General features: G+C 57.0%; 21 protein-coding genes and 1 pseudogene. 13 read left to right on the forward strand and 9 right to left on the reverse strand.

The genetic code is table 11. From position 1 onward, the window contains the following. The first annotated feature begins 154 nt into the window (after window positions 1–154). From recA to V6582_RS18605, 3 genes and pseudogenes are all read left to right on the forward strand, one after another. Window positions 155–1,243: a recombinase RecA gene (gene recA, locus V6582_RS18595; RefSeq protein WP_015916255.1), complete on the forward strand. Its 1,089-nt coding sequence runs from the start codon at window positions 155–157 to the stop codon at window positions 1,241–1,243. A gap of 169 nt (window positions 1,244–1,412) precedes the next feature. After that, window positions 1,413–4,076 (forward strand): alanine--tRNA ligase, encoded by a 2,664-nt coding sequence (gene alaS / locus V6582_RS18600; protein WP_156630603.1) that lies wholly within the window; start codon window positions 1,413–1,415, stop codon window positions 4,074–4,076. A gap of 58 nt (window positions 4,077–4,134) precedes the next feature. Continuing rightward, window positions 4,135–5,541, forward strand: a pseudogene (locus tag V6582_RS18605) (amidase). 158 nt (window positions 5,542–5,699) lie between these two features. Here V6582_RS18605 and V6582_RS18610 read toward each other — a convergent pair. The 4 genes from V6582_RS18610 to V6582_RS18625 form a co-directional block, all read right to left on the reverse strand. Further along, window positions 5,700–6,470 carry an amino acid ABC transporter ATP-binding protein gene (locus V6582_RS18610; RefSeq protein WP_015916253.1) on the reverse strand — a complete coding sequence of 257 codons (771 nt, stop codon included), beginning with the start codon at window positions 6,468–6,470 and terminating at the stop codon, window positions 5,700–5,702. A gap of 120 nt (window positions 6,471–6,590) precedes the next feature. After that, window positions 6,591–7,745 carry an amino acid ABC transporter permease gene (locus tag V6582_RS18615; RefSeq protein WP_156630606.1) on the reverse strand — a complete coding sequence of 385 codons (1,155 nt, stop codon included), beginning with the start codon at window positions 7,743–7,745 and terminating at the stop codon, window positions 6,591–6,593. A gap of 4 nt (window positions 7,746–7,749) precedes the next feature. Next, window positions 7,750–8,946, reverse strand: a complete 1,197-nt coding sequence (locus V6582_RS18620) for an amino acid ABC transporter permease (RefSeq protein WP_156630607.1) — start codon at window positions 8,944–8,946, stop codon at window positions 7,750–7,752. A 133-nt stretch (window positions 8,947–9,079) separates the two neighbouring features. Continuing rightward, a complete protein-coding gene (locus tag V6582_RS18625) occupies window positions 9,080–10,105 on the reverse strand; it encodes an amino acid ABC transporter substrate-binding protein (RefSeq protein WP_197434282.1) in 1,026 nt (341 codons plus the stop codon). 439 nt (window positions 10,106–10,544) lie between these two features. On the opposite strand from V6582_RS18625, the gene V6582_RS18630 reads away from it, so the two are divergent. Further along, window positions 10,545–11,735, forward strand: coding sequence for a cystathionine beta-lyase (locus V6582_RS18630; protein ID WP_156630608.1), 1,191 nt, complete (start codon window positions 10,545–10,547; stop codon window positions 11,733–11,735). 50 nt (window positions 11,736–11,785) lie between these two features. Here the strand turns inward: V6582_RS18630 and V6582_RS18635 are convergent, their stop codons facing one another. Then, on the reverse strand, window positions 11,786–12,964 hold the full coding sequence (locus V6582_RS18635) for an FAD-dependent monooxygenase (RefSeq protein ID WP_156630609.1): 1,179 nt from the start codon (window positions 12,962–12,964) through the stop codon (window positions 11,786–11,788). A gap of 38 nt (window positions 12,965–13,002) precedes the next feature. After that, the gene (locus V6582_RS18640) at window positions 13,003–13,248 is read right to left on the reverse strand and encodes a zinc-finger domain-containing protein (protein WP_015916247.1); all 246 of its coding nucleotides are present in this window, start codon (window positions 13,246–13,248) and stop codon (window positions 13,003–13,005) included. A gap of 66 nt (window positions 13,249–13,314) precedes the next feature. Here V6582_RS18640 and V6582_RS18645 point away from each other — a divergent pair, with 66 nt between their 5' ends. Further along, window positions 13,315–13,623 carry a hypothetical protein gene (locus V6582_RS18645; RefSeq protein WP_156630610.1) on the forward strand — a complete coding sequence of 103 codons (309 nt, stop codon included), beginning with the start codon at window positions 13,315–13,317 and terminating at the stop codon, window positions 13,621–13,623. Between the two features lie 26 nt (window positions 13,624–13,649). Next, window positions 13,650–14,435: an alpha/beta fold hydrolase gene (locus V6582_RS18650; RefSeq protein WP_156630611.1), complete on the forward strand. Its 786-nt coding sequence runs from the start codon at window positions 13,650–13,652 to the stop codon at window positions 14,433–14,435. Between the two features lie 6 nt (window positions 14,436–14,441). Here the strand turns inward: V6582_RS18650 and V6582_RS18655 are convergent, their stop codons facing one another. Further along, window positions 14,442–15,245 (reverse strand): enoyl-CoA hydratase-related protein, encoded by an 804-nt coding sequence (locus V6582_RS18655; RefSeq protein WP_156630612.1) that lies wholly within the window; start codon window positions 15,243–15,245, stop codon window positions 14,442–14,444. A gap of 72 nt (window positions 15,246–15,317) precedes the next feature. On the opposite strand from V6582_RS18655, the gene cysE reads away from it, so the two are divergent. The 7 genes from cysE (at window position 15,318) to V6582_RS18690 (ending at window position 21,722) form a co-directional block, all read left to right on the forward strand. Then, window positions 15,318–16,142, forward strand: a complete 825-nt coding sequence (cysE, locus tag V6582_RS18660) for a serine O-acetyltransferase (protein ID WP_156630613.1) — start codon at window positions 15,318–15,320, stop codon at window positions 16,140–16,142. Window positions 16,143–16,482: 340 nt separating this feature from the next. Next, a complete protein-coding gene (locus V6582_RS18665; RefSeq protein WP_060717075.1) occupies window positions 16,483–16,686 on the forward strand; it encodes a DUF3126 family protein in 204 nt (67 codons plus the stop codon). 190 nt (window positions 16,687–16,876) lie between these two features. Then, window positions 16,877–17,230 carry a phasin family protein gene (locus tag V6582_RS18670; RefSeq protein ID WP_156630614.1) on the forward strand — a complete coding sequence of 118 codons (354 nt, stop codon included), beginning with the start codon at window positions 16,877–16,879 and terminating at the stop codon, window positions 17,228–17,230. Between the two features lie 412 nt (window positions 17,231–17,642). Continuing rightward, window positions 17,643–17,990 carry an ATP-dependent Clp protease adapter ClpS gene (clpS, locus tag V6582_RS18675; RefSeq protein WP_041698048.1) on the forward strand — a complete coding sequence of 116 codons (348 nt, stop codon included), beginning with the start codon at window positions 17,643–17,645 and terminating at the stop codon, window positions 17,988–17,990. Between the two features lie 10 nt (window positions 17,991–18,000). Further along, on the forward strand, window positions 18,001–20,487 hold the full coding sequence (clpA, locus tag V6582_RS18680; RefSeq protein WP_070164904.1) for an ATP-dependent Clp protease ATP-binding subunit ClpA: 2,487 nt from the start codon (window positions 18,001–18,003) through the stop codon (window positions 20,485–20,487). A 129-nt stretch (window positions 20,488–20,616) separates the two neighbouring features. Next, window positions 20,617–21,393 (forward strand): AzlC family ABC transporter permease, encoded by a 777-nt coding sequence (locus tag V6582_RS18685; RefSeq protein WP_156630615.1) that lies wholly within the window; start codon window positions 20,617–20,619, stop codon window positions 21,391–21,393. Beyond that, the gene (locus V6582_RS18690) at window positions 21,390–21,722 is read left to right on the forward strand and encodes an AzlD domain-containing protein (protein WP_156590465.1); all 333 of its coding nucleotides are present in this window, start codon (window positions 21,390–21,392) and stop codon (window positions 21,720–21,722) included. The genes V6582_RS18685 and V6582_RS18690 overlap by 4 nt, the downstream gene beginning before the upstream one ends. A 95-nt stretch (window positions 21,723–21,817) precedes the next feature. Here the strand turns inward: V6582_RS18690 and V6582_RS18695 are convergent, their stop codons facing one another. Next, window positions 21,818–22,243: an HIT family protein gene (locus V6582_RS18695; RefSeq protein ID WP_156630616.1), complete on the reverse strand. Its 426-nt coding sequence runs from the start codon at window positions 22,241–22,243 to the stop codon at window positions 21,818–21,820. Between the two features lie 55 nt (window positions 22,244–22,298). Continuing rightward, entirely contained in the window at window positions 22,299–23,507 is a 1,209-nt protein-coding gene (locus V6582_RS18700) for a GNAT family N-acetyltransferase (RefSeq protein ID WP_156630617.1), read from the reverse strand. Window positions 23,508–23,519 lie beyond the last annotated feature (12 nt).

Here is a 23,519-nt window from a genome sequence, read left to right on the forward strand (position 1 = left end):
CCAACGCCATGGAAACATTAAGAGAACACCCGTCAGATTAAAAAATAAACACAAAGACTTGGGCATGACTTGCAAAAACGGAACAAACCATGTACATAGTCGCTGTCTGCTGTTTCGTTGCCTACGCGGCTTCAATAACCTAAAGGTGGTTCAAATGTCACAAAATTCTTTGCGGCTCGTAGAGGACAAAACGGTGGATAAAAGCAAGGCATTGGAAGCGGCCCTGTCGCAGATCGAGCGATCGTTCGGCAAGGGCTCAATCATGAAGCTCGGTGCGAATGAAAAAATCGTAGAGGTTGAAACCGTATCGACGGGCTCTCTTAGCCTCGATATCGCGCTCGGCATTGGTGGTCTTCCCAAAGGCCGTATCATTGAAATTTATGGACCGGAAAGCTCCGGTAAAACCACGCTTGCGTTGCAAACCATTGCCGAGGCCCAGAAAAAGGGCGGCGTTTGCGCTTTCGTCGATGCCGAGCATGCGCTGGATCCGGTCTATGCCCGCAAACTGGGCGTCGATCTTCAGAATTTGCTGATCTCGCAGCCAGATACCGGTGAGCAGGCCCTGGAAATCACCGATACGCTGGTGCGTTCGGGCGCCATCGATGTGTTGGTAATCGACTCGGTTGCTGCCTTGACGCCGAAAGCTGAAATCGAAGGCGAGATGGGCGATAGCCTGCCGGGTATGCAGGCGCGCTTGATGAGCCAGGCGCTGCGCAAGCTGACGGGCTCTATCTCGCGTTCGAACTGCATGGTGGTTTTCATCAACCAGATCCGTATGAAGATCGGCGTGATGTTCGGTTCCCCGGAAACGACGACCGGCGGTAACGCCTTGAAATTCTACGCTTCGGTTCGTCTTGATATTCGCCGTATCGGCGCCGTCAAGGACCGGGAAGAGATCGTTGGTAACCAGACCCGGGTCAAGGTGGTCAAGAACAAGATGGCGCCGCCCTTCAAGCAGGTGGAATTCGACATAATGTATGGCGAAGGCGTGTCAAAGACCGGTGAATTGGTCGATCTGGGCGTCAAGGCCGGGATCGTTGAGAAAGCCGGGGCCTGGTTTTCCTATAATAGCCAGCGCTTGGGGCAGGGCCGGGAAAATGCCAAGATCTTCTTACGCGATAATCCTGCGGTTGCCGATGAAATCGAAACGGCGCTTCGCCAGAACGCTGGTTTGATCGCCGAGCGGTTTCTTGAAAATGGCGGTCCGGACGCCAATGACAGCGTTGGTCTTGACGACGCTTGATCAGCCAGGACCGCTTATCTGGCGGTTGGATCTGTTCATTGTTGCGGGCTGGGGATTTACATCTCCGGCCCTTTTCTTTTGATAGGCTGGACAGGCGTCATGGCGGACGATAAAAGCCGTTGTTTTCTGACGTCTGTCCGGCAGCGGACACTTATTCCAAGGGCATCCCATGAGCGGCGTAAATGACATTCGGTCGACCTTCCTCGATTACTTCAAGACCAATGGTCATGAAGTCGTTGCGTCGAGCCCGCTCGTGCCGCGTAATGACCCGACCTTGATGTTCACCAATGCCGGCATGGTGCAATTCAAGAATGTCTTCACCGGACTGGAACACCGGCCTTATTCCCGGGCGTCCACGGCGCAGAAATGCGTTCGGGCCGGGGGCAAGCATAACGATCTTGACAATGTCGGTTACACGGCGCGTCACCACACGTTTTTCGAAATGCTGGGCAATTTTTCCTTCGGCGATTACTTCAAGGAAAATGCCATCGAACTGGCCTGGAACCTGATTACCCGGGAATTCGGCATTGATCGCAACAAGCTTTGCGTCACCGTCTATCACACCGATGACGAAGCCTTTGGCTTGTGGAAGAAAATTGCCGGTCTGCCGGAAGAGAAGATCATCCGGATTGCCACCAGCGACAATTTCTGGGCAATGGGCGATACCGGCCCGTGTGGGCCGTGCTCTGAAATCTTTTATGATCACGGCGACCATATCTGGGGAGGCCCTCCAGGTTCTGCCGATGAGGATGGCGACCGGTTCATCGAGATCTGGAACCTGGTTTTCATGCAATATGAACAGGTGACCAAGGAGCAACGGGTAGATCTGCCGCGTCCTTCCATCGATACCGGCATGGGCCTGGAGCGGGTTGCCGCCCTATTGCAGGGCAAGCACGACAATTACGATATCGACCTGTTCCGTGCGCTAATCGATGCTTCCGTCGATCTGACGGGCGTACCGGCTGAGGGCGAACGCCGGGCCAGCCACCGGGTGATAGCCGATCATCTGCGGTCTTCTGCATTCCTGATTGCGGATGGTGTGTTGCCATCGAACGAAGGCCGAGGCTATGTTCTGCGCCGGATCATGCGCCGCGCCATGCGGCATGCGGAACTGCTCGGTTCCCGCGATCCGATGATTTACAAGCTTCTGCCTGTTCTTGTGCAGCAGATGGGGCGCGCCTATCCGGAATTGGTTCGCGCCGAGGCATTGATTTCCGAAACCTTGAAGCTCGAAGAAAATCGTTTCCGCAAGACGTTAGAGCGTGGCCTTTCGCTGCTGTCCGATGCCACCGCCACCCTGAACAAGGGCGATAGCATTGACGGCGAGACCGCATTCAAGCTTTACGACACCTACGGTTTTCCGCTGGATTTGACGCAGGATGCTCTGCGCGCCCGTGGCATTGGCGTCGATATCACCGGCTTTAACGATGCCATGCAGCGTCAGAAGGCCGAAGCCCGCGCCAGTTGGTCCGGCTCCGGCGACAAGGCGACGGAAACTGTCTGGTTCGAATTGAAGGACAAGCACGGCGCGACCGAGTTTCTCGGTTATTCCGCTGAAAGCGCCGAAGGTGAAATCCAGGCTCTGGTGCGTGATGGTGCGGTGATCGAGCAAGCTGCTGCGGGCGAGAATGTCCAGGTTGTGGTCAACCAGACGCCGTTCTATGGCGAATCTGGTGGTCAGGTTGGCGATACCGGTGAAATCATTGGTGATGGATTCGTTCTCGACGTGCGCGATACCCTAAAGAAGGGCGAGGGGCTGTTTGTGCACATTGCCACGGTTCGTGAGGGAACTGTTCGCGCCGGTACGGTCGTCGCGCTCAATGTTGATCATGCTCGGCGCTCCAGACTACGGGCCAACCATTCCGCGACGCACCTGCTGCATGAGGCCTTGCGCGATGTGCTGGGCAGCCATGTGGCACAGAAGGGGTCGCTGGTTGCGCCGGAACGTCTTCGCTTCGATATTTCCCATCCTAAGCCTGTCACGGCGGAAGAGTTGAAGATCGTCGAAGAGATGGCCAATGAAATCATTGTCCAGAACGCTGCCGTCACCACCCGCCTGATGGCGGTGGATGATGCGATTGCTGAGGGTGCCATGGCGCTGTTTGGCGAGAAATACGGGGATGAAGTGCGTGTCGTGTCGATGGGCACGGCGTTGCGCGGTCCCAAGGCGGGCAAGCCCTATTCCATTGAGCTCTGCGGTGGAACGCATGTCTCGGCGACAGGCGATATCGGCTTGGTGCGGCTGGTGGCGGAAAGCGCTGTTGGTGCAGGCGTCCGCCGGATCGAGGCTCTGACTGGCGAATCCGCCCGAGCCTATCTGGCCGAACAGGACGAGCGTGTCAAAGCGCTGGCATCCGCCTTGAAGGTCCAGCCCGGCGATGTCGTTTCCCGTGTTGAAGCTTTGGTGGACGAGCGTCGCAAACTGGAACGTGAATTGGCTGATGCCAAGCGGAAGCTTGCCATGGGCGGCGGTTCAACCGGCGCTGCCGACGTGCCGCGCGAATTGGGCGGTATCAAGTTCATCGGCAAGCAGCTTGTTGGTATCGATCCGAAGGATCTTAAGGGCATGGCCGACGAGGCCAAGTCCGCGCTCGAGTCTGGCGTCGTCCTTCTGATTGCCGTGGCCGAGGATGGAAAAGCCAGTGCTGTTGCGAGTGTGACGGCTGATCTGACTGATAAGGTTTCCGCCGTCGATCTGGTCCGTATTGCCTCGTCCGCCCTCGGAGGCAAGGGCGGCGGTGGACGGCCCGATATGGCCCAGGCAGGCGGCCCTGATGGTGCCAAGGCCGACGATGCCATCGAAGCCGTTGCCAAGGCCATTGAGGCGGCCTAATCTGAAGCCGTAAGACAGGCGGCCTTCATCTTTTTGGTCCGATGCTGTAGCGCGGAGCATGAGGTTGGTGGTTGTGGAGGATCAAGAGCCAACGCTCGGCTCGTCTGTCGCTCATGCGGAACGGTGCTTGGAAAACCTCGGGGTTTTCGAGCATCTTAATGCGTTCCTCTGCCTCAACCCATTGGTGTTGGATGAGGCTAAATCGGTGGACCGTCGGCATGAAGAAGGCGAGTTCCTTCCGCTGCGGGGCATGGTCGTTGCCGTCAAGGACAATATCGAAACCGCTGGGCTGAACACGACCGGCGGGGCCGTTGCCCTTGAAAACTATGTGCCACGTCGCTATGCTTTCGCGCTGTGCCAGTTGAAACAGCATGGTGCCGTGGTAATCGGCAAGACCAATCTGGATGAACTGGCCGGAGCGGGAAGCACATTGAGCTCGCTTGGCGGCCAGTCACTTAATCCTTACGATCCGTCCCTAACGCCAGCCGGATCTTCCGGTGGTTCGGCCATTGCGGTGGCGATTGGAGCCTGCAACGTTGCCCTCGGCACCTAGACGGTGAATTCGGTCCGCAATCCCGCTCATGTTTGCGGCGTTTTCGGATTGAGGCCAAGCCAGGGGCTGATCGCCCGAAGCGGTACGATTCCCGTATCACCCACCTTGGACGTGCTGGGGCCGCTAGCGGGGACGCTGGAAGACCTGGCACTGGTATTTCGGATGATGATCGGCTTTGATCCCGAGGATGGTGTGAGTTCAGCGGCCCGAGATTTCGATAGGGACGGTCTTAAAGTTTCACGGTGGCCGAAAGTCGAGGGTATGCGCATCGGCGTGCTGTCCGGGCTGTTTGGTGCGGGCGAGGAGCATGTCGGCATCAACCGTTGCCTGGATGCTGCTTTTGAGCGACTTCGCAGCAGAGATGTCGTTGTTGTAGAGATTGAGGAGCCACGGTTTAATTCTCTATCGCTATATAATGATCTGGCGCTGCATGCTCACGAATTTGAAAGCGCATTCGATGGCTGGCTGAGCGAATTGAACACCGATGCCCCGATCAGTAGCTTCAGAACCTATGTCGAAGACGGACACTGGCCTCATTCGACCATGCATATGCTGCTTAAAACAGCCTTGGAAGCGGATAGGGATGAGGCGAAGCTAGATTATGCCCGCAAGATTGCCGCTGCGCAGACGATGCGAGCGCTTATCGAGCGCTTGATGCAGGTGTATCGGCTCGATGCGTTGGCCTACCCTGCGCAACATCGTACTGCTCTTCTGATCGGTGAACAGTCGAGACCTGAACGCAATGGCGTACTGGCTCCGGCACTTGGATGGCCGGCCATCAATGTGCCGGTAGGGCAATCTGACGGGCTGCCGGTTGGGTTGGATCTGATGGCAGTTCCGGCTCAGGAATCCCTGCTGTTTTCACTGGCAAAAGCCGTGCAAGGACCGCCTGTACGGCCCCGGATTCCATAGCGCGTGTCACGTCAATCTAGATTCATCTGACATTCTATGGCGTTCTCTTTCGCATGTCTTTTTTGGGAACAACGGTTTCCACTTGTCCCTGACAAACACGACAGCGCCGTGCACCATATATGGCGCACGGCGCTGTGCTCCAGGATATTAGTCAGATCCTAGTGCAGGATCTGGCTAAGGAACAGCTTGGTGCGCTCGTGCTGCGGATTGTCGAAGAACTCGGCAGGTGCGTTCTGTTCGACGATCTGGCCCTGGTCCATGAAGATCACCCGGTCGGCAACCTGGCGGGCAAAGCCCATTTCATGGGTGACGCAGAGCATGGTCATGCCTTCTTCCGCCAGACCCACCATAGTGTCCAACACTTCCTTGACCATTTCCGGGTCAAGCGCCGAGGTCGGCTCATCGAACAGCATGATCTTCGGCTTCATGCAAAGGGCGCGGGCGATGGCGACGCGCTGCTGCTGGCCACCGGAGAGCTGACCTGGATATTTGTTGGCCTGTTCCGGGATCTTGACGCGCTTCAGATAATGCATCGCGACTTCTTCGGCTTCCTTCTTTGGCATCTTGCGGACCCAGATCGGCGCCAGCGTGCAATTTTCAAGGATCGTCAGATGCGGGAACAGATTGAAGTGCTGGAACACCATGCCGACTTCGCGACGAACTTCATCAATCTTCTTGAGGTCGTTGGTCAACTCGATGTCGTCGACGATAATCTGTCCGGTCTGGTGTTCTTCCAGTCGGTTGATACAGCGGATCATCGTCGATTTGCCGGAGCCCGACGGACCGGCGATGACGATCCGCTCGCCGGTCGCAACTTTGAGATTGATGTCACGAAGGACGTGAAATTCGCCATACCATTTGTTCATGGCAATCAGTTCGATTGCGGTCTTGGTCGGGGCTTTCTCGATGGAGGTCTGAGCTTCAGCCATAATTGAGTTTCCTAGAAGTGGAGTTTGCTGAAAAACCGGGTTTCTCGGACAAACGAAAACAAGAGAAATGAGTGTTGTTCCGGCTCTGACGAGCCGGACGACGTTAGTGCCGGATGAACGTTAGTGCTTGTGCCCCGTATCGAGGTGCCTCTCCATGAAATGCGAGTATCGCGACATGCTGAAGCAGAATCCCCAGAAGATAAAGCCGGCAAAAATCAAGCCTGTGACCGCCGTAACCGGTGTTGCCCAATTTGAGTCTGACAGATTGATGGTCACGATCCCCAGCAGATCGAACATACCGATGATCGACACCAATGAGGTATCCTTGAACAGCCCAATGAACGTGTTGACGATGCCTGGGATGACAAGTTTGAGGGCTTGCGGCAGGACAATCAGCCGGGTCTTTTGCCAATAGCTCAAGCCGAGTGAGTCCGCGCCTTCAAATTGCCCCTTCGGGATAGCCTGAAGACCACCGCGAATGACCTCCGCCATATAGGCTGACGAAAAGATCGACACGCCGACCAATGCCCTCAGCAGTTTGTCGAAGGTCCAGCCATCCGGCAGGAACAGTGGCAGCATGACGCTGGCCATGAACAGCACGGTGATCAATGGCACTCCACGTACCACTTCGATAAAGATCACGCAAAGCGTCTTGATCACCGGCATGTTGGAGCGTCGCCCCAAGGCCAGGATAATGCCCACGGGCAGCGAGACTGCAATCCCGAAGAACGACAGGATCAGCGTAATCATCAGTCCGCCCCAGAGCGGCGTTTCGACATGGCTGAGGCCGAAGCCACCGGAAAGCAGGAAGAACGACACGATTGGCAAAGCGATGAATAGCAAAAGAGCGTTCACCCCCTTGAATGGGGCTTTCGGCATCAGCATTGGCACAAGAAGTGCGGCAAATAAGATGAAGACAGTGATTGGCCGCCAATATTCTGCGCTCGGATAGCGTCCGAACATGAACTGCTGGAATTTGGCGCCGATAAAGGCCCAGCAGGCGCCAGCCTTGTCGTCGGCTATGGTGCCACCCTGGCTGACCGTGATGCAGGCTTCACGGCTTGTACCGGTCCAGACCGCGTTGATGAACAGCCATTCGATCAGGCTTGGCAATACATAAACGAGCAATGCAATTGCGAGGATGGTGAGGACCACGTCTTTCGGCGTGGCCAGCAGGTTTTTACGAATCCATGCGCTCGTGCCAATCTGACCTGCCGGAGCAGGAGATGCGGAGACCATTTCAGTTCGTACGAATGTTACCGTGTTTGATGCCATGATATTACCTCTCGACAAGCGCCATCTTGGCATTGAACCAGTTCATGAACATCGCTGTGCTGATGCTGAGCGACAGATAGACGGCGAGCCAGATTGCAACCACTTCAACAGCTTGGCCAGTCTGGTTCAGGATCGTACCGCCGACGGCGACAATGTCGGAAAAGCCAATGGCAACAGCGAGAGAAGAGTTCTTGGTCAGGTTGAGATATTGGCTGGTCAGCGGCGGAATGATCAGCCGCATGGCCTGGGGTACGATGATGAGGCGTGACGTATGGCTATGTTTCAAGCCCAGCGCACTGGCTGCCTCGGTCTGGCCCTTGGAAACAGCGATAATACCGCCGCGTACGATTTCGGCAATGAAAGCAGCGGTGTAGAAAGACAGCGCCAGGAACAGCGAGGTGAATTCCGGGCTGACGACAGAGCCGCCCTGCATGTTGAAACGACCGACAATCGGAATGTCGAATGTCAGTGGCATGCCGATAGCCATAAAGATCAGGGCGGGGATACCGATGATCATTGCAAGTGACGACCACAGAATGGGAAACTGCTGGCCAGTGGCCATTTGCCGTTTGCGCGCCCATCTTGCCACCAGCACGCTGAGAATAATGCCCAGCAGGATTGCGGGAATCAACGCCCAGGCGTCGTTGCCGAAGATTGCTTTTGGAAAAGTGACGCCGCGATTGTTCAGATAAATATCGAAGGGCAGGGCGATGGAATCTCGCGCCTGAGGCAGGATCGCGATGACGCCTCTATACCAGAAGAAGATGACCAGCAGCGGTGGAATGTTGCGAAAAATTTCGACATAGACCTGGCAGAGCTTTGCCACCAGCCAGTTTCGCGACAGTCGGCCAAGGCCAACCGCAAAGCCGATGATCGAAGCGGTGATGATACCTGCCACGGCAACCTGGAGCGTATTCAAAAGCCCGACGAGGAGAGCCCGGCTATAGGTCGAATCGCTGCTGTAACTGATGAGCTGCTGGCCGATGTCAAAGCCGGCACGGCCGTGCAGGAACCCGAATCCAGACGCGATATTGGCTTTTTGCAGATTGTGAATGGTATTGTTGGCGACCGTCCAGATGAAGGCGATCAATAGCATGACGGTAATAATCTGATAAAATATTCCCCGGACTTTGGGGTCGTATATCAGCGAAGTCAAACTGACAGATCCGGTTTTGGATGAGCTCGAATTCTGATTTGCCATTGAGGCTTTTTCCCCCTTTTTCACCCTTGTGTCAGGCGTGCATTTTTCTGCCGCTTTGCAATGGGGAGGCGGTGCGGACACCGCCTCCCCACAAAGGTTTGGTTTGGGCTCGGTTTATATAAAACTTAGCGGTTCAGCGGATCGGCGGACCGTATTGCAGGCCACCCTTCGTCCACAGTGCGTTTTCGCCGCGGGCGATTTTCAGCGGGCTGCCAGCGCCGACGTTGCGGTCGAAGACTTCGCCGTAATTTCCGACCAGCTTGACGACATTGTAGGCCCAGTCTTCTTTCAGACCGAGGTCGGTGCCAAGCTTGCTGCCGGGCTCAACACCCAGCATACGCTTGATGTCCGGACCGGCGCTGGTCTTCATGTCATCGATATTCTTCGAGGTAACACCAGCTTCTTCTGCGTTTACCATGGCATAGTGAACCCAGCTGACAATGTCGAACCACTTGTCGTCGCCCTGGCGAACGGCTGGTCCAAGCGGCTCTTTGGAAATAACTTCCGGCAGAACCACGTTGTCGTCGGGGTTTTTGAGCTTCAGGCGGATCGCATAGAGGCCGGACTGGTCGGTGGTGTAGACGTCGCAACGGCCAGCGTCATAGGCCTGGGTTGCATCGTCTTCCTTCTCGAATACGACGGGGTTGTATTTCAGGCCATTGGCCTTGAAATAGTCGGCAAGGTTCAGTTCGGTCGTGGTGCCGGTCTGAACGCAGACGGCTGCACCGGACAGTTCCAGAGCCGACTTCACGTTGAGGCTCTTTTTAGCCATGAAGCCCTGGCCGTCATAATAGTTCACGGTGCGGAAGTTGAAGCCCAGCGAGGTATCGCGGCTGATGGTCCAGGTCGTGTTACGCGTCAACACATCGATTTCACCAGACTGCAATGCCGGGAACCGATCCTTGGCGGACAGAGGGGTGAACTTGGCCTTGGAAGCATCTCCGAACACTGCGGCAGCAATGCCACGGCAGTAATCAACGTCTAGACCCGACCATTCGCCCTTGTCATTCGGAGCTGAAAAGCCCGGAACACCCTGGCTGACGCCGCATTGAACAAAGCCTTTTGCCTTAACATCGCTCAGCGTGTCGGCCGAGGCTGCCGATGCGCCAAAACCAAATGCCGCAGCGCCAAGCGCAACTGACAGGAGCGTCTTTTTCATGTTTCCCAACCTTTTTTCTGTTTGTCTTCCCTCCGGCGCGTGACACGGCTCTTGCCCCTCTCCATGCGCCGGTGCCCGGGTTGTGACCCTAGCAAGCCCATCACATTCATAAATGGGTTCATGGTCAAGTGTTGATGGGTGGAAATTGCGTCGAAAAGTGGCAATTCAATTTTTTTGCTCATAAAACAGGCCGACAACTCAGGAAAGCCGCAGTTGGTGATGAAAATTTAGTCTAAATAGCCTCGCAGAATTTCATTGTCCCGGTGACGCGGGAAGGCTTGACCATGCTTGGCAGGCCTGTTCAAAAAAAGAAGTGGAGAAGCGGCGGCGATGAACCGAAATCGAGGTGGATTGCGCTGCTGTCTTCGATAGTCGTAGTCTTGGCATGTTGCCCCTCCCGGGCAGGCGGCCAGCACGTGAAAAAAGGCAGTTATAGCGGATGTCCGACAAAAAAGACTGGTTGACGAGCGCCGGTACCAATACGAAATTGTGCCATATCGGCCATGATCCATCGAGCTACCATGGCTTTGTCAATCCGCCGATCATCAAGGCATCGACAGTGCTGTTTCCGACTGCGGAAAGCATGGAAACGCGCACGCAGAAATATACCTATGGTACCCGCGGCACACCGACGACGGATGCGCTCTGCGATGCGATCGACGTGCTGGAAGGGTCGGCTGGAACGATTATACTGCCCTCCGGCCTCGCTGCTATTACCGTCCCTTTTCTGGCCTTCCTGTCGCCTGGCGATCATGCGCTGATCGTTGATTCGGTCTATGATCCGGCCCGGCATTTCTGCGATACGATGTTGACGCGGATGGGTGTCGATGTCGAATATTACGATCCCGCCATCGGTGCGGACATTGCATCGCTGATGCGCGCCAATACAAAGCTGGTTCACACCGAGGCTCCTGGCAGCAACACATTTGAAATGCAGGATATTCGCCTTCTGGCTGACATTGCTCATAGCCATGGCGCCGTGGTCAGCATGGACAATACCTGGGCAACACCGCTCTATTTCCGTCCGCTGGATTTCGGTGTCGATATCTCCATGCAGGCGGCGACCAAATATCCGGCTGGCCATTCCGACATTTTGATGGGGACGGTTTCGGCCAATGCGGCCTGCTTGCCGCGCCTCAAGGCTGCCAATGGTGCCCTGGGCCTCTGCGGTTCGGCAGAAGACAGTTATATGGTTCTGCGTGGCCTCAGAACCATGGCGGTCAGGCTTGCCCATCACGATCGCAGCGCTCGTGCCGTGGCCGAATGGCTGGAGACGAGAGACGATGTTGCGCGCGTCTTGCATCCGGCCCTGCCCAGTTTTCCCGGTCATGACATCTGGAAACGCGACTTTAAAGGCGCTTCGGGGATATTTTCCTTTGTGCTGGCGGAAAGCGATCCGGCACAGTTCAAGCGCAAGGCGCATGCCTTTCTCGATGCCTTGCAGATTTTCGGTCTTGGGTGGTCCTGGGGCGGTTACGAAAGCCTGGCGGTATTGGCCAATATTGGCGACCGCGTCGTCACCAAACCGCCAGCTGATGGGCCTTTGATTCGTCTTCAGATTGGCCTTGAAGATGTTGCCGATCTCCAGGCGGACCTGGAGCGAGGCTTTGCAGCAGTGGCTACGGCCTGATTGCCTGGCCCGGAATCGAACCCGGGTCAAAACCATCAGAAAATCCTAGTTTACCGGCCTTGGAAGACAGGCCGGTAGCCGTACAGCCAGTCGAGATCGCGGGCAAAACTATCGGAAGAGCGCAAGGATAGAAGAACGTCGCGCCCGATTTGCAGCGGCCCCTTGGCGTGATAGGCGAATTTGTTGATTGCCCCTCGTTTGCGCACGGCGCTGACCCGTTTTTGCCGGCTGGCCTCATAAGCCGCGAGTGCCTGGGGGATAGACTGGCTGGAGACGAGATCGGCAAGTTCGAAAGCGTCTTCGATGGCCATCGCCGCGCCCTGGGCCGAGAAGGGGAGCATGGCATGGGCTGCATCACCGATCAGCACCAGATCTCTGTCATTGTGCCAACGGCCATTTCCGGACTGAAATAGCGGCCAGAAGGTCATGTTGCTTTTGGCATTCGCCAGCATGGTACAGATGGCGCTATTCCACCCTTTGAAGGCTCGCTCCAGCAGCAGCGCCTGGCTATCCTGCGTTTGTGCCGCCCATCCTTCGCCGGGATCGACGCCCGCGCCGATGGCCACGATATTGATACTATCGGTATCGCGTAAAGGGTAGGTGACCATATGGGCATTCGGCCCGAGAAATGCCGTTACGGACTGGCGGTCGAGAAAGGCTGGTGCTTCGGCCTGGGGAAGGGTGACGCGCCAGGCAATGCTGCCGCTGAAGGACACGTCCGGGCCGCCGGCAACGAAATTGCGCAGCCGCGACCAGACGCCATCGGCAGCGATCAGCAGGTCGGGACGGTCGCCGGTTTGCGGATCACGCAGGATTTGTGCATCGGGGCTTTCGACCCTCTGGTCCAATATCAGGGAGCAAAGCGGATTGCGCGCCACGGCCTCAAGAAGAGCCTGTTGCAGCGTTGCGCGATGCAACACGCCGTAGGGCGCCTGCCAACGGGATTTCGCGTGGGCGCCAACCGGCACGTTGCACAGGCGTTTCAAGCTGATGCCGGAGGCAAGCGCCACCACATCCGGCTCATGCCAGTGCGCGCGCAGGTTTTCGAGAACGCCGAGTTCGTTGAGAATCCAGGTGACGTTTGGCGTCAGTTGCAGGCCGGCGCCGACCTCAAGCAATTGCGGGTTTTTCTCAAAAATCCGGGTCGCAATACCCACGCGGGCAAAGCACAAGGACGCGACGAGACCGGCTATGCCGCCGCCGACAATTGCCACGGTTTTCGTGGGCATGGTGATAATCCGATCGCTGGCGCGTCGTTGAGAGCCGCTCAGGCTGCCTTGACGTGAAAGACGCAGCCTGCCGGGTTGGTTTCTGTTGCCTTCAGGCTGCTGTTATAACGGTAGAGCGTTGAGCAGTAGGGGCAGACCTTCTCGGTGTCGTGGCCGAGGTCGATGAAGATATGCGGATGATCGAAAGGAACGGACGCGCCGGTGCACATGAATTCCTTGACGCCGATTTCGACAAGCCGATGTCCGCCGTCGTTCTGGAAATGGGGAATGGAATGACCGGCCATGTCTATGCTCCGAATGCCTTGTTGCCCAGCTTCCATGGCCTGTAAGGCCCGGAAACTCAACTGAAGATGAAACGTTTATGGCGGGTGATCCGCATCTCTGCCGCCGCCATGCACCGCGATTGGGTTGCGCCGGACATTAGCCGCCTTTTTTTGAAATGGGTAGAGCCAATGAAGCGCGCTGCCGATTGTTTTTACAGAATTGGCGTGCGTTTGCAGGGGGTAGAGGCAGATAAAGTCTTGAACCTTGCAGGGGTTACGACTTATGCAGCATGGGCTACTGCGTATCGCAACCCTTACGGTCTGGCCTCTGCTTATCTTTACTGGCAGGTGTGGGCTGGCATTTCGTGGGGCGGCGGGCAGGGTCATGCTGTCTGATCGACTATCAAACTGGACCGATTGTGATGAATCTGAACGCTCCCGCTTTTTCCCGCTTTCGCCATGACGGTCTGGAGATCGCCTATTTCGATGAGGGCGATCCGTCTGGCCCGGCGGTTCTGCTGATCCACGGCTTTGCCTCCAGTGCCCTGGTCAATTGGGTGCATCCTGGCTGGTTGAAGACGCTGGGCGATGCTGGCTACCGGGTGATTGCACTCGACAATCGCGGCCATGGCCAGAGCGACAAGCCGCATGAAGCGGAAGTCTATCATCCTGAAAACATGGCAGCGGATGCCGCAGCCTTGCTTGATCATCTTGGCGTGGCGCAAGCGCATGTCATGGGATATTCCATGGGCGCGCGGATTTCGGCGTTCATGGCGCTGGATTTTCCGCAGCGGGTCCGCTCGCTGGTGTTTGGCGGGCTTGGCATTGGCATATCCACCGGTGTCGGCGATTGGGACCCGATTGCCGATGCGCTGCTCGCTCCGTCGCTTGACGATGTGACCCATGAGCGCGGACGGATGTTTCGCGCCTTTGCCGAACAGACACGCAGCGACCGGTTGGCGCTCGCCGCCTGTATTTCCACGTCGCGCGATCTGGTGTCCGCAGCCGAGCTTGCCACAATCACCATGCCTGTCCTGATCGGTGTCGGGACAGTGGATGATATTGCCGGATCACCCCATGAACTGGCGGCGCTGATGCCCAATGCCCGCGCGCTCGATATTCCCAAGCGCGACCATATGCTGGCGGTTGGCGACAGGGTGTTTAAACAGGCCGTTCTGGAATTTTACGCCGAGGTGGATGGCCGGTAGACGTTTTTATTCTCCGGTAAAGATCGGTTGGCGTTTTTCGCGAAAGGCCGCGCGGCCTTCACGGTAGTCGGCGCTTTCAAACGTGGTGGAGCCAAGAACTGCGGCCTCGCTCAGCAGGCTATCGTCCTGGCTTTCCGTTGCCCGCAGTGCCAGCTTGGCAGCGTGGATAGACATTGGCGCATTGGCGGCGATGGTTTCTGCCAGCGAAAAGGCAGCACCGTCAAGAGCTTGAGGGGCGACGAGGTCGCCCAGAAAGCCGCAGCTCAACAGGGAAGCAGCAGGGAACGCCTGGCCGGTAAATAGTGCCCGCCGGGCGATCTGGCTGCCCAGCGTCCGGCTGAGGTCGGCAACGGCATCTGCGGGATAGGCGAGGCCGAGCCGGGCTGCGGGTATGGCGAAGATTGCGGTGTCGTCGGCGATCCTGATATCGGCGGCGGCGGCAAGCCCGAAGGCCCCACCATAGCAAATCCCGCGAAGCGAAGCGATGACAGGCACCCGCGCCTCACGAATGGCCGCGAAAGCCGCACTATTGTCAGCCTCGTAGATCCGCGCCTGCCGGCTATCGTTGCGCACGGCGTCAAATTCGGAAATGTCGGCACCGGCGCTGAAATCCGTCTGGCCGCCGCCTGTCATGACGATGCAGTGAACCCCGGCCTCGGCAATCAGCCAGTCCAGTGCGGGCGGAATGGCGCGCCACATGGCCTGGGTAATCGCGTTCTTGCGTGTCGGATTGTCGATAATCAGCGCGCCAATGCCATTTTGTCCGGCCACCCTTATGCCGTTATCTGCAAAGGTCCGCGCTTTTTTCATCTCATGCCCCCATCTGGTCTGATCGATAGATCATCTATATAATGGAAGATGAACGTCAATGAGGAGATTGCAATGGCTGTCATGCACGATCTTGCTGTGCGCGAGATGATCAAGCCCATGGACCCGATCTGGGACAGCATGCGCCAGGAGGCCCGCAGTGCCGCCGAGCATGATCCACTTCTGGCGGCCTTCCTTTATTCCACCGTGCTCAACCACCGTTCGCTTGAAGGCAGCGTGATCTATCGGATCTGTGAACGGCTCGACCATGCCGACCTGCAATCCAGCCTTTTGCGCCAGACTTTCGAGGAAATGCTGGCTGATTGGCCGGAATGGGGCACCGTGCTGCGCGTCGATATTCAGGCCTATTACGACCGCGACCCGGCCTGCCTGCGCTTTATCGAGCCTGTGCTGTATTTCAAAGGGTTCCACGCGATCCAGACCCATCGGCTGGCAAACTGGCTTTGGAACAAGGGCAGGCGCGATTTCGCGCTCTATCTGCAAAGCCGGTCCTCCAGCGTCTTTCAGACGGATATCAATCCCGCTGCCCACATCGGCAAGGGGGTGTTTCTGGATCACGCCACAGGCCTGGTGGTCGGCGAGACGGCGCGGATTGGCGATAATGTTTCGATCTTGCATGGGGTGACGCTGGGCGGCACCGGCAAGGAAGGGGCAGATCGCCATCCCAAGATTGGCAATGGTGTCCTGATCGGCGCGGGTGCCAAAGTGCTTGGCAATATCGAGATCGGTTGCTGCTCACGCGTGGCCGCCGGTTCGGTGGTGCTGAAGCCTGTACCGGCAGGCAAGACGGTTGCAGGCGTACCGGCCAAGGTGGTGGGCGAGGCTGGCTGTGCCGAACCGGCCCGCTCGATGAACCAAGTGGTGTCCGAGGACGGCTGACGTAATGCGTGCCCACACGGTCTCAGAAGTCGCGTTGATTTCAAGAGGCCGTGCTGGAGTGCGAACGAGATAACATCGGGGCCGCTTTGGTTGGCGATCAAGAATGGCCCTGTCTGTTGATTTTTAGTGAACCGATTCCGCTTCCAGCAATTATCCCTTAAAAGCAGGGGCGGATCGATATTCGCGGCTTTACACAGCTGTTTGGCGCATGCGACAAGCAGGCCGCCGAAGCATGGTTCGTGCGGTTTGTCAGTCACGGCCATGCTGGAATTTTGAGAGCGCTGCGGCAACATGGCCGGATCGAAGGTTCGTGCTGCGCAGACAATCCATGGAGATTTTTGTGAAAGCAGACGAAATCAAGAAGCTTGACGCTTATTTCAAGCGGACGTTCAACCCGACGATGGCTGTAAAGGCGCGCCCGCGCAAGGATGACTCGGCAGAAGTTTATGTGGGCGATGAGTTTCTCGGCGTTGTCTTCAAGGATGACGAGGACGGCGATCTGTCCTACAATTTCTCGATGGCCATTCTGGATGTTGATCTTTGATCACAGGTTGCATTCATGAGGAATGCATTTATTGATATTTGATAATGAAGGGCGGCCGTGTATGGGGTCGCCCTTTTTTGTTATTGATAAAATGCAACTTTTTGGCGATGACGCACTGCACAATTTGACTTGACCAATTTTAGCAATCTGTCCTATGGTTTGGGACAGCAGAGGAAAAAGGAGTGCTGTTATGTTGAATTTTGAAGACGTGAACAAGAAGAGCAAAGAAGCCGTCGATACGATGGTGAAGAATTATTCCGAGGTTGCCAAAGGCATGCAGTCGATCGCTGCCGAAGCCCAGGATTACTCGAAAAAGTCCTTCCAGGATCTGGCCGGTTTCATGGAACAGTTGACCGCTGCCCGCAGCATCGAAACCGTTTTCGAGTTGCAGACGAAATATGCTAAGAGCTCCTACGAAACGTTCGTGTCAGAAGCCACCAAGATCACCGAAATGTATGCCGATCTGGCCAAGACGGCCTATAAGCCTTACGAGGCTCCTCTTGCCAAGGCTTCGAAAGCGGTGTCCGCCGCGACGGCTGCCTGATCATTTTTTATTGATGTCGCTGCAAACGGCCGTCCTGTGGGATGGCCGTTTTTCGTTGGTACTTCCCATGCCAGCCCCGGTTTGGCGGCTCGTATCCATGCGCGGTCTTATGGTCAGCCTGGGGCATTGCTGGGGAGACAATATGATTATCTGGTGGTAATCTCAGCTGGAATTGAACGCGCTGCGATTGCTGGTCTGGAAAACGCGGGTAAGGCACTTATCTTTAGGCCTGTTGCGTCGGTATCGGGACTTGTCCGGGGTGCCTTTTTGAGGTCGGACACGCAATTCTCTTTGCAGTGCGTATCTATGGGCTTAAAATCGATGAGAAATGGACTACCTTAATGAATCTGTGAGGTCTGGCGGGATTCGCCTTTTGCGATGAAGCGGCCGGAACTCGGGAGAATGGATGGAAATGATCGCGCAACCGATCGTCATGCAAGCGCAGGGTAACAACGACGGACCAAACAGGGGCACGTCGGTTATCACGCGCACGAAGCCGAAAACCAAGAAGCCCAATTTATATCGCGTTCTGCTGCTAAATGATGACTATACGCCTATGGAGTTCGTCATCCATATTCTGGAGCGTTTCTTCCAAAAGGACAGGGAAGCGGCAACCCTCGTCATGCTGCACGTACACAACCACGGGGTAGGGGAATGCGGCGTCTTCACCTATGAGGTCGCCGAAACCAAGGTAAGCCAAGTTATGGACTTCGCGCGGCAGCACGAGCATCCGCTGCAATGCGTCATGGAAAAGAAATGAGGATCTGACCGTGCCAACATTTTCTCCGAGCCTGGAAAAGGCGCTGCATCAGGCACTGACTTTTGCCAATGAGCGCCACCACGAATACGCGACGCTTGAACATTTGCTGATGGCACTGATCGATGATGCCGATGCGGCCGCCGTTATGGGCGCCTGCAATGTGAACCTCGATACGCTGCGCAAGACCGTGAGCGATTACGTCGATAATGAGCTGGCCAATCTGGTGACCGGCTATGATGAGGATTCCAAACCCACCTCCGGCTTCCAGCGGGTCATCCAGCGGGCTGTCATCCATGTCCAGTCTTCCGGTCGGGAAGAAGTGACGGGTGCCAATGTTCTGGTGGCGATCTTTGCCGAGCGTGAAAGCCATGCGGCTTACTTCCTGCAAGAACAGGAAATGACCCGCTATGACGCGGTCAACTACATATCCCACGGTATCGGCAAGCGTCCGGGCACCTCCCAGCCTCGCCCGCCACGCGGCGTCGAGGAAGAGAGCGAAGCCAGCCAGAAGCCGCCGCGTGAGCAGGAGGAAGGTCCGGCCAAGAAGCAGCCGGAAGCCCTCAAGGCCTATTGCGTCAACCTGAATGAAAAGGCCAAGACCGGCCGGATCGATCCGCTGATCGGCCGTCACGACGAGGTCAACCGTACCATTCAGGTCCTGTGCCGCCGCTCAAAAAATAATCCGCTTTACGTCGGCGATCCCGGCGTCGGCAAAACGGCGATTGCCGAGGGCCTGGCCAAGCGGATCGTCGAAGGGAAAGTGCCTGAGGCGCTGGCCGATGCGACGATCTTTTCGCTCGACATGGGGACGCTTCTGGCCGGTACGCGCTATCGCGGCGATTTCGAGGAACGCTTGAAGCAGGTGGTCAAGGAGCTCGAAGACTATCCGGGCGCCGTGCTGTTCATCGACGAAATTCATACGGTAATCGGCGCAGGGGCCACCTCCGGCGGGGCGATGGACGCCTCCAACCTGTTGAAGCCTGCCTTGTCGTCTGGCGCCATCCGCTGCATCGGCTCGACCACCTATAAGGAATATCGGCAGTTCTTCGAGAAGGACCGGGCGCTGGTGCGCCGGTTCCAGAAGATCGATGTCAATGAGCCGTCTATCGATGACGCCATCGAGATCATGAAGGGCCTGAAGCCTTATTTCGAGGAATATCACAAGCTGCGTTACACCAACGAGGCGATCAAGACGGCTGTCGAGCTTTCGGCCCGCTATATCAGCGACCGCAAGCTGCCGGACAAGGCGATCGACGTGATTGATGAGACGGGTGCCGCGCAAATGCTGCTGCCTGCTTCGCGCCGCCGCAAGCTGATCACCGAGAAGGAAATCGAAGTCACCATCGCCACAATGGCGCGGATTCCGGCCAAGACCGTGTCCAAAGACGATGAGCTGGTTCTTGCCAATCTCGACAAGGAACTGCGCTCGGTCGTTTACGGTCAGGACGATGCCATCGAAGCGCTGTCGACGGCGATCAAGCTGGCCCGGGCAGGGCTGCGTGAACCCAATAAGCCGATTGGCTCCTACGTCTTCTCCGGTCCGACAGGCGTCGGCAAGACCGAGGTTGCCAAGCAATTGGCCGCGTCGCTTGGCGTCGAAATGCTGCGCTTCGATATGTCTGAATATATGGAGCGCCATACGGTGTCGCGTCTACTTGGGGCTCCTCCCGGCTATGTCGGCTTCGACCAGGGTGGCCTGCTGACCGACGGTGTCGATCAGCATCCGCATTGCGTCGTGCTGCTGGACGAAATCGAAAAGGCCCATCCGGATATCTACAACATCCTGTTGCAGGTTATGGACCACGGTTCGCTGACCGACCATAACGGCAAGAAGATCGACTTCCGCAATGTGATCCTGATCATGACCACCAATGCGGGCGCATCGGAAATGGCCAAGTCGGCTATCGGCTTTGGTTCTTCCAAGCGCAGTGGAGAGGATGAAGAGGCGATCAATCGTCTCTTCACCCCGGAATTCCGCAATCGTCTGGATGCGATCATTCCGTTCGCCCCGCTGCCAAGCGAAGTGATCCACAAGGTCGTGCAGAAGTTTGTCATGCAGCTGGAAGCTCAGCTTTCGGAACGTGGCATTACCTTCGACCTGTCAGAACCGGCTGTCGCCTGGTTGGCTACGCGTGGCTATGACGAGAAAATGGGCGCCCGGCCGCTTGGCCGCGTCATTCAGGAACATATCAAAAAGCCTTTGGCCAATGAGATCCTGTTCGGCAAGCTGAAAAAGGGCGGGATCGTCAAGGTCGGCACCGTCACCAAGGATGGCGACGAACAGCTATCCCTCGACTGCGTGGCCGATGTGGCGCCGGTCAAGCCGAAGAAGGAAGCGGAAATCGCCGCCGTGGTGCCTGATGATGGCGAGGTCATCGCTAAGCCGCGTTCCAAGGCTAAAAAAGTCGCCAAGGCCGAGCCGGAAGTTGAAGCTTTGAAGGAGACTAAGCCGGTCGCCAAGAAAACCACGGTGCCAAAGGTGCCGAAAAAGAAGTAATTCTTTTGAAAGAACGGTCAAATTTTTGACAGCATCAATGCCGGGCAGTTTGCCCGGCATTGTCATGAGCGGAAGCGCTGATTTTTCAACGCAAGGCGCTATAACGCTTCGACTTTTGCTGGAAATCTTATGTCATCTCTCCTTCTTGCCGACCGCAGTCAGTTGCGCTGGTTCTTCACGGGCATGCGCGGCCTTTTCAGCCTGCCGGCCGTTATCCTCATGGTATCGTTTGTCGGTTTCAGCGCCTTCGCGTTGCAAAGCGGTGTCAGCCGCAATGAAGCGATGTTCATGACGGTGATCGTCTGGGCCTTGCCTGCCAAGATGATCCTGATCGGCATGATGTCGAGTGGCGCCAATCTTTTGGCCTGTTTTCTGGCCGTGTCGCTCTCCTCGATCCGGATGATGCCGATGGTCGCCTCGCTGGTGCCGGAAATGCGCGACCGCAAGACACCGACCTGGCTCCTGCTATTCCTGTCGCATTTCGTCGCCATTACCGCCTGGGTCTATGCGATGGGCAATCTGAAGACCGTGCCGCGCGAAGGGCGGGTGGCGTTCTTCGCGGGCTTTGGCCTGACTTTGGTGGCGGTCAATACCACCCTGGTCGGTGTGTGCTATGGCCTTGTCTCCAGCCTGCCGCCGCTTGTCGCCGGTCTGCTGTTTTTCCTCACGCCGGTCTATTTCGTCGCCTCGATCTGGGCGACCGGCAAGCAACGGGTGGTGAAGATCGCCTTCGTGATCGGCATCGTCTCCGGGCCGCTGCTCGCATTGGCGGCCCCAGGTTTCGACATACTGATTGCGGGCCTGGGTGGCGGCACGATTGCCTATCTGATCGACCGGAAAATCCGCCGCCGAAGCCACGAGCCCTCGGATATTCAGCCGGTTGAAAACCTGTCGGAGGAGCTATGATGGCGGAGTTCTGGCCCTATCTGGTTATCATCGTCGCGGGCTGGCTGGCGACCGATCTCTGGCGCTGGCTGGGCGTGCTGGCCGGAAACCGCCTTCAGGAAGGTTCCGAGCCGCTCTATTGGGTGAGGGCGGTTGCCACGGCCCTGGTCATGGCCGTGACGGCCAAGCTGATCGTCTTTCCAACCGGAACGCTGGAACATTCGCCCCTCTGGCTACGGCTGGCGGCCACCGGCATCGGCTTTGCAGCGTTCCTGCTTGCCGGTCAGCGGATCATCGTTGGCGTGCTGGTATCGCTCGGTGTTTTGGCGGTAGGTTTGTTTGTCCTATAGAGCATTTCCAGGAAAAGTGTGAAGCGGTTTTCCGTCCGGAAATGCGTAAAAACAAAAACTATAGCATCGTGCTGAATCCAGTTTTCTGCATGATGCTATAGCGCTGCGATAATCTTCGCGGCATTGGCCTTCAACACATCGATATTCTCCATGCCACCCACATGCGGCTTCAACGGCTGGCCGTCATGGCGGGGAATGACGTGGAAATGCAGGTGATAGACGGTCTGGCCTGCGGCAGGCTCGTTGAACTGCGCAACGTAGACCCCGTCGGCATTAAAGGCCTGTTTGACGGCAGCAGCCAGTTTCTGCACGACTGGAATGAGTTTTGCCAGCACAGCCGGATCGGCGTCCAGCAGATTTCGGGAGCCCTGCTTTGGAATCACCAGGCAATGGCCCGGCGCCTGCGGCATTACATCCATGAAGGCCAGCGCGTCGTCATCCTCATAGAGCTTGATTGAGGGAATGTCGCCTTTGAGGATCTTGGCGAAAATATTGTCTGGATCATAGGCCGAAATCGTCATTATCTGTCTCCGTTGCCGGGTCTTGTCTATCCTGGTCCTGACCTGTCAATCAAGGTCAGCCATCGATTTCCTCGCCGTCGCGCGGCTGGCGTTCGCCCTTGCGAAACGGCGTATGTTCGCCGAGATAGGCACCGATGTGCTCCACCTCTTCGCGTTCGCGTTCCAGATAGTCGGCGATGGCCCGGCGCAGGCCCGGATGGGCGATGTAATGGGCGGAATGGGTGGTAACCGGCTGGTAGCCTCGCGCCAGCTTATGCTCGCCCTGCGCCCCCGCTTCGACCTTTTTCAGCCCCTTGGCCAGGGCAAAGTCGATGGCCTGATGGTAGCAGACCTCGAAATGCAGAAAGGGATGATCCTCGCTACAGCCCCAATGGCGACCGAACAGCGTATCCTCGCCGATGAAGTTGATGGCGCCCGCCACATAGCGGCCGTCGCGTTTGGCCATCACCAGCAGAATGTCCTCAGCCATGCGCTCACCAATCAGCGAGTAGAATTGGCGGGTCAGGTAGGGCTTGCCCCATTTGCGGCTGCCGGTATCCATGTAGAAGGTGAAAAACTGGTCCCATATCGATTCGGTCAGGTCGCTGCCGGTCAGCCAATCGATGGTGATGCCGTTTTCCAGTGCCGCCCGCCGCTCCTTCTTCAAGGCCTTGCGTTTGCGCGAGGCTAACGTTTCCAGAAAGGCGTCGTGATCGGCGTAGCCCTGGTTGATGAAGTGGAATTGCTGATCCAGCCGATGCAGGAAATCCGCATCCTCGAAATGCTCCAGCTCATTTTCCGGCAGGAAGGTCGCATGAGCCGAGGAGACGCCGAGCTTGCGGGATATTTCCGCAAAGCTGGAGGCCAGCGAGGCGCGGGCGCTTTCCGGCTCGACGCCCTCCGCAACCATCAGCCTCGGGCCGGTTGCTGGCGTAAACGGGATGGAGGCCTGCAATTTCGGATAATATTGCCCGCCCGCCCGCTCGAACGCATCGGCCCAGCCCTGGTCGAACACATATTCACCCCGGCTGTGGCTCTTGAGATAGCAGGGCATGGCACCAAGCAATTGCCCGTTGCCATCCTCCATCAGCAGATGATGACCAAGCCAGCCGGTTTTGGCCGTGGCAGAGCCCGACTCTTCCAAAGCCGAAAGATAGGCCCAACTGTTGAACGGATTATAGGCTTCGCCTCCCGATGCCTTGGCGGCACCGGAAAGCCTGTTCCATGCGCTTTGGTTGATGGCCTTGAAGGACTGCTCAACCCGAATGATGACCTCTTGTGTCATGCCACTCCATTA

The organism is Agrobacterium vitis (assembly GCF_037039395.1).
In the GTDB taxonomy this organism is placed as follows: domain Bacteria; phylum Pseudomonadota; class Alphaproteobacteria; order Rhizobiales; family Rhizobiaceae; genus Allorhizobium; species Allorhizobium vitis_E.

Coding starts and splice junctions, on each gene's coding strand:
- recA (WP_015916255.1), top strand. CDS start 155: ATGTCACAAAATTCTTTGCGGCTCGTAGAGGACAAAACGGTGGATAAA.
- alaS (WP_156630603.1), top strand. CDS start 1,413: ATGAGCGGCGTAAATGACATTCGGTCGACCTTCCTCGATTACTTCAAG.
- V6582_RS18610 (WP_015916253.1), bottom strand. CDS start 6,470: ATGGCTGAAGCTCAGACCTCCATCGAGAAAGCCCCGACCAAGACCGCA.
- V6582_RS18615 (WP_156630606.1), bottom strand. CDS start 7,745: ATGGCATCAAACACGGTAACATTCGTACGAACTGAAATGGTCTCCGCA.
- V6582_RS18620 (WP_156630607.1), bottom strand. CDS start 8,946: ATGGCAAATCAGAATTCGAGCTCATCCAAAACCGGATCTGTCAGTTTG.
- V6582_RS18625 (WP_197434282.1), bottom strand. CDS start 10,105: ATGAAAAAGACGCTCCTGTCAGTTGCGCTTGGCGCTGCGGCATTTGGT.
- V6582_RS18630 (WP_156630608.1), top strand. CDS start 10,545: ATGTCCGACAAAAAAGACTGGTTGACGAGCGCCGGTACCAATACGAAA.
- V6582_RS18635 (WP_156630609.1), bottom strand. CDS start 12,964: ATGCCCACGAAAACCGTGGCAATTGTCGGCGGCGGCATAGCCGGTCTC.
- V6582_RS18640 (WP_015916247.1), bottom strand. CDS start 13,248: ATGGCCGGTCATTCCATTCCCCATTTCCAGAACGACGGCGGACATCGG.
- V6582_RS18645 (WP_156630610.1), top strand. CDS start 13,315: ATGAAACGTTTATGGCGGGTGATCCGCATCTCTGCCGCCGCCATGCAC.
- V6582_RS18650 (WP_156630611.1), top strand. CDS start 13,650: ATGAATCTGAACGCTCCCGCTTTTTCCCGCTTTCGCCATGACGGTCTG.
- V6582_RS18655 (WP_156630612.1), bottom strand. CDS start 15,245: ATGAAAAAAGCGCGGACCTTTGCAGATAACGGCATAAGGGTGGCCGGA.
- cysE (WP_156630613.1), top strand. CDS start 15,318: ATGGCTGTCATGCACGATCTTGCTGTGCGCGAGATGATCAAGCCCATG.
- V6582_RS18670 (WP_156630614.1), top strand. CDS start 16,877: ATGTTGAATTTTGAAGACGTGAACAAGAAGAGCAAAGAAGCCGTCGAT.
- clpS (WP_041698048.1), top strand. CDS start 17,643: ATGATCGCGCAACCGATCGTCATGCAAGCGCAGGGTAACAACGACGGA.
- V6582_RS18685 (WP_156630615.1), top strand. CDS start 20,617: ATGTCATCTCTCCTTCTTGCCGACCGCAGTCAGTTGCGCTGGTTCTTC.
- V6582_RS18690 (WP_156590465.1), top strand. CDS start 21,390: ATGATGGCGGAGTTCTGGCCCTATCTGGTTATCATCGTCGCGGGCTGG.
- V6582_RS18695 (WP_156630616.1), bottom strand. CDS start 22,243: ATGACGATTTCGGCCTATGATCCAGACAATATTTTCGCCAAGATCCTC.
- V6582_RS18700 (WP_156630617.1), bottom strand. CDS start 23,507: ATGACACAAGAGGTCATCATTCGGGTTGAGCAGTCCTTCAAGGCCATC.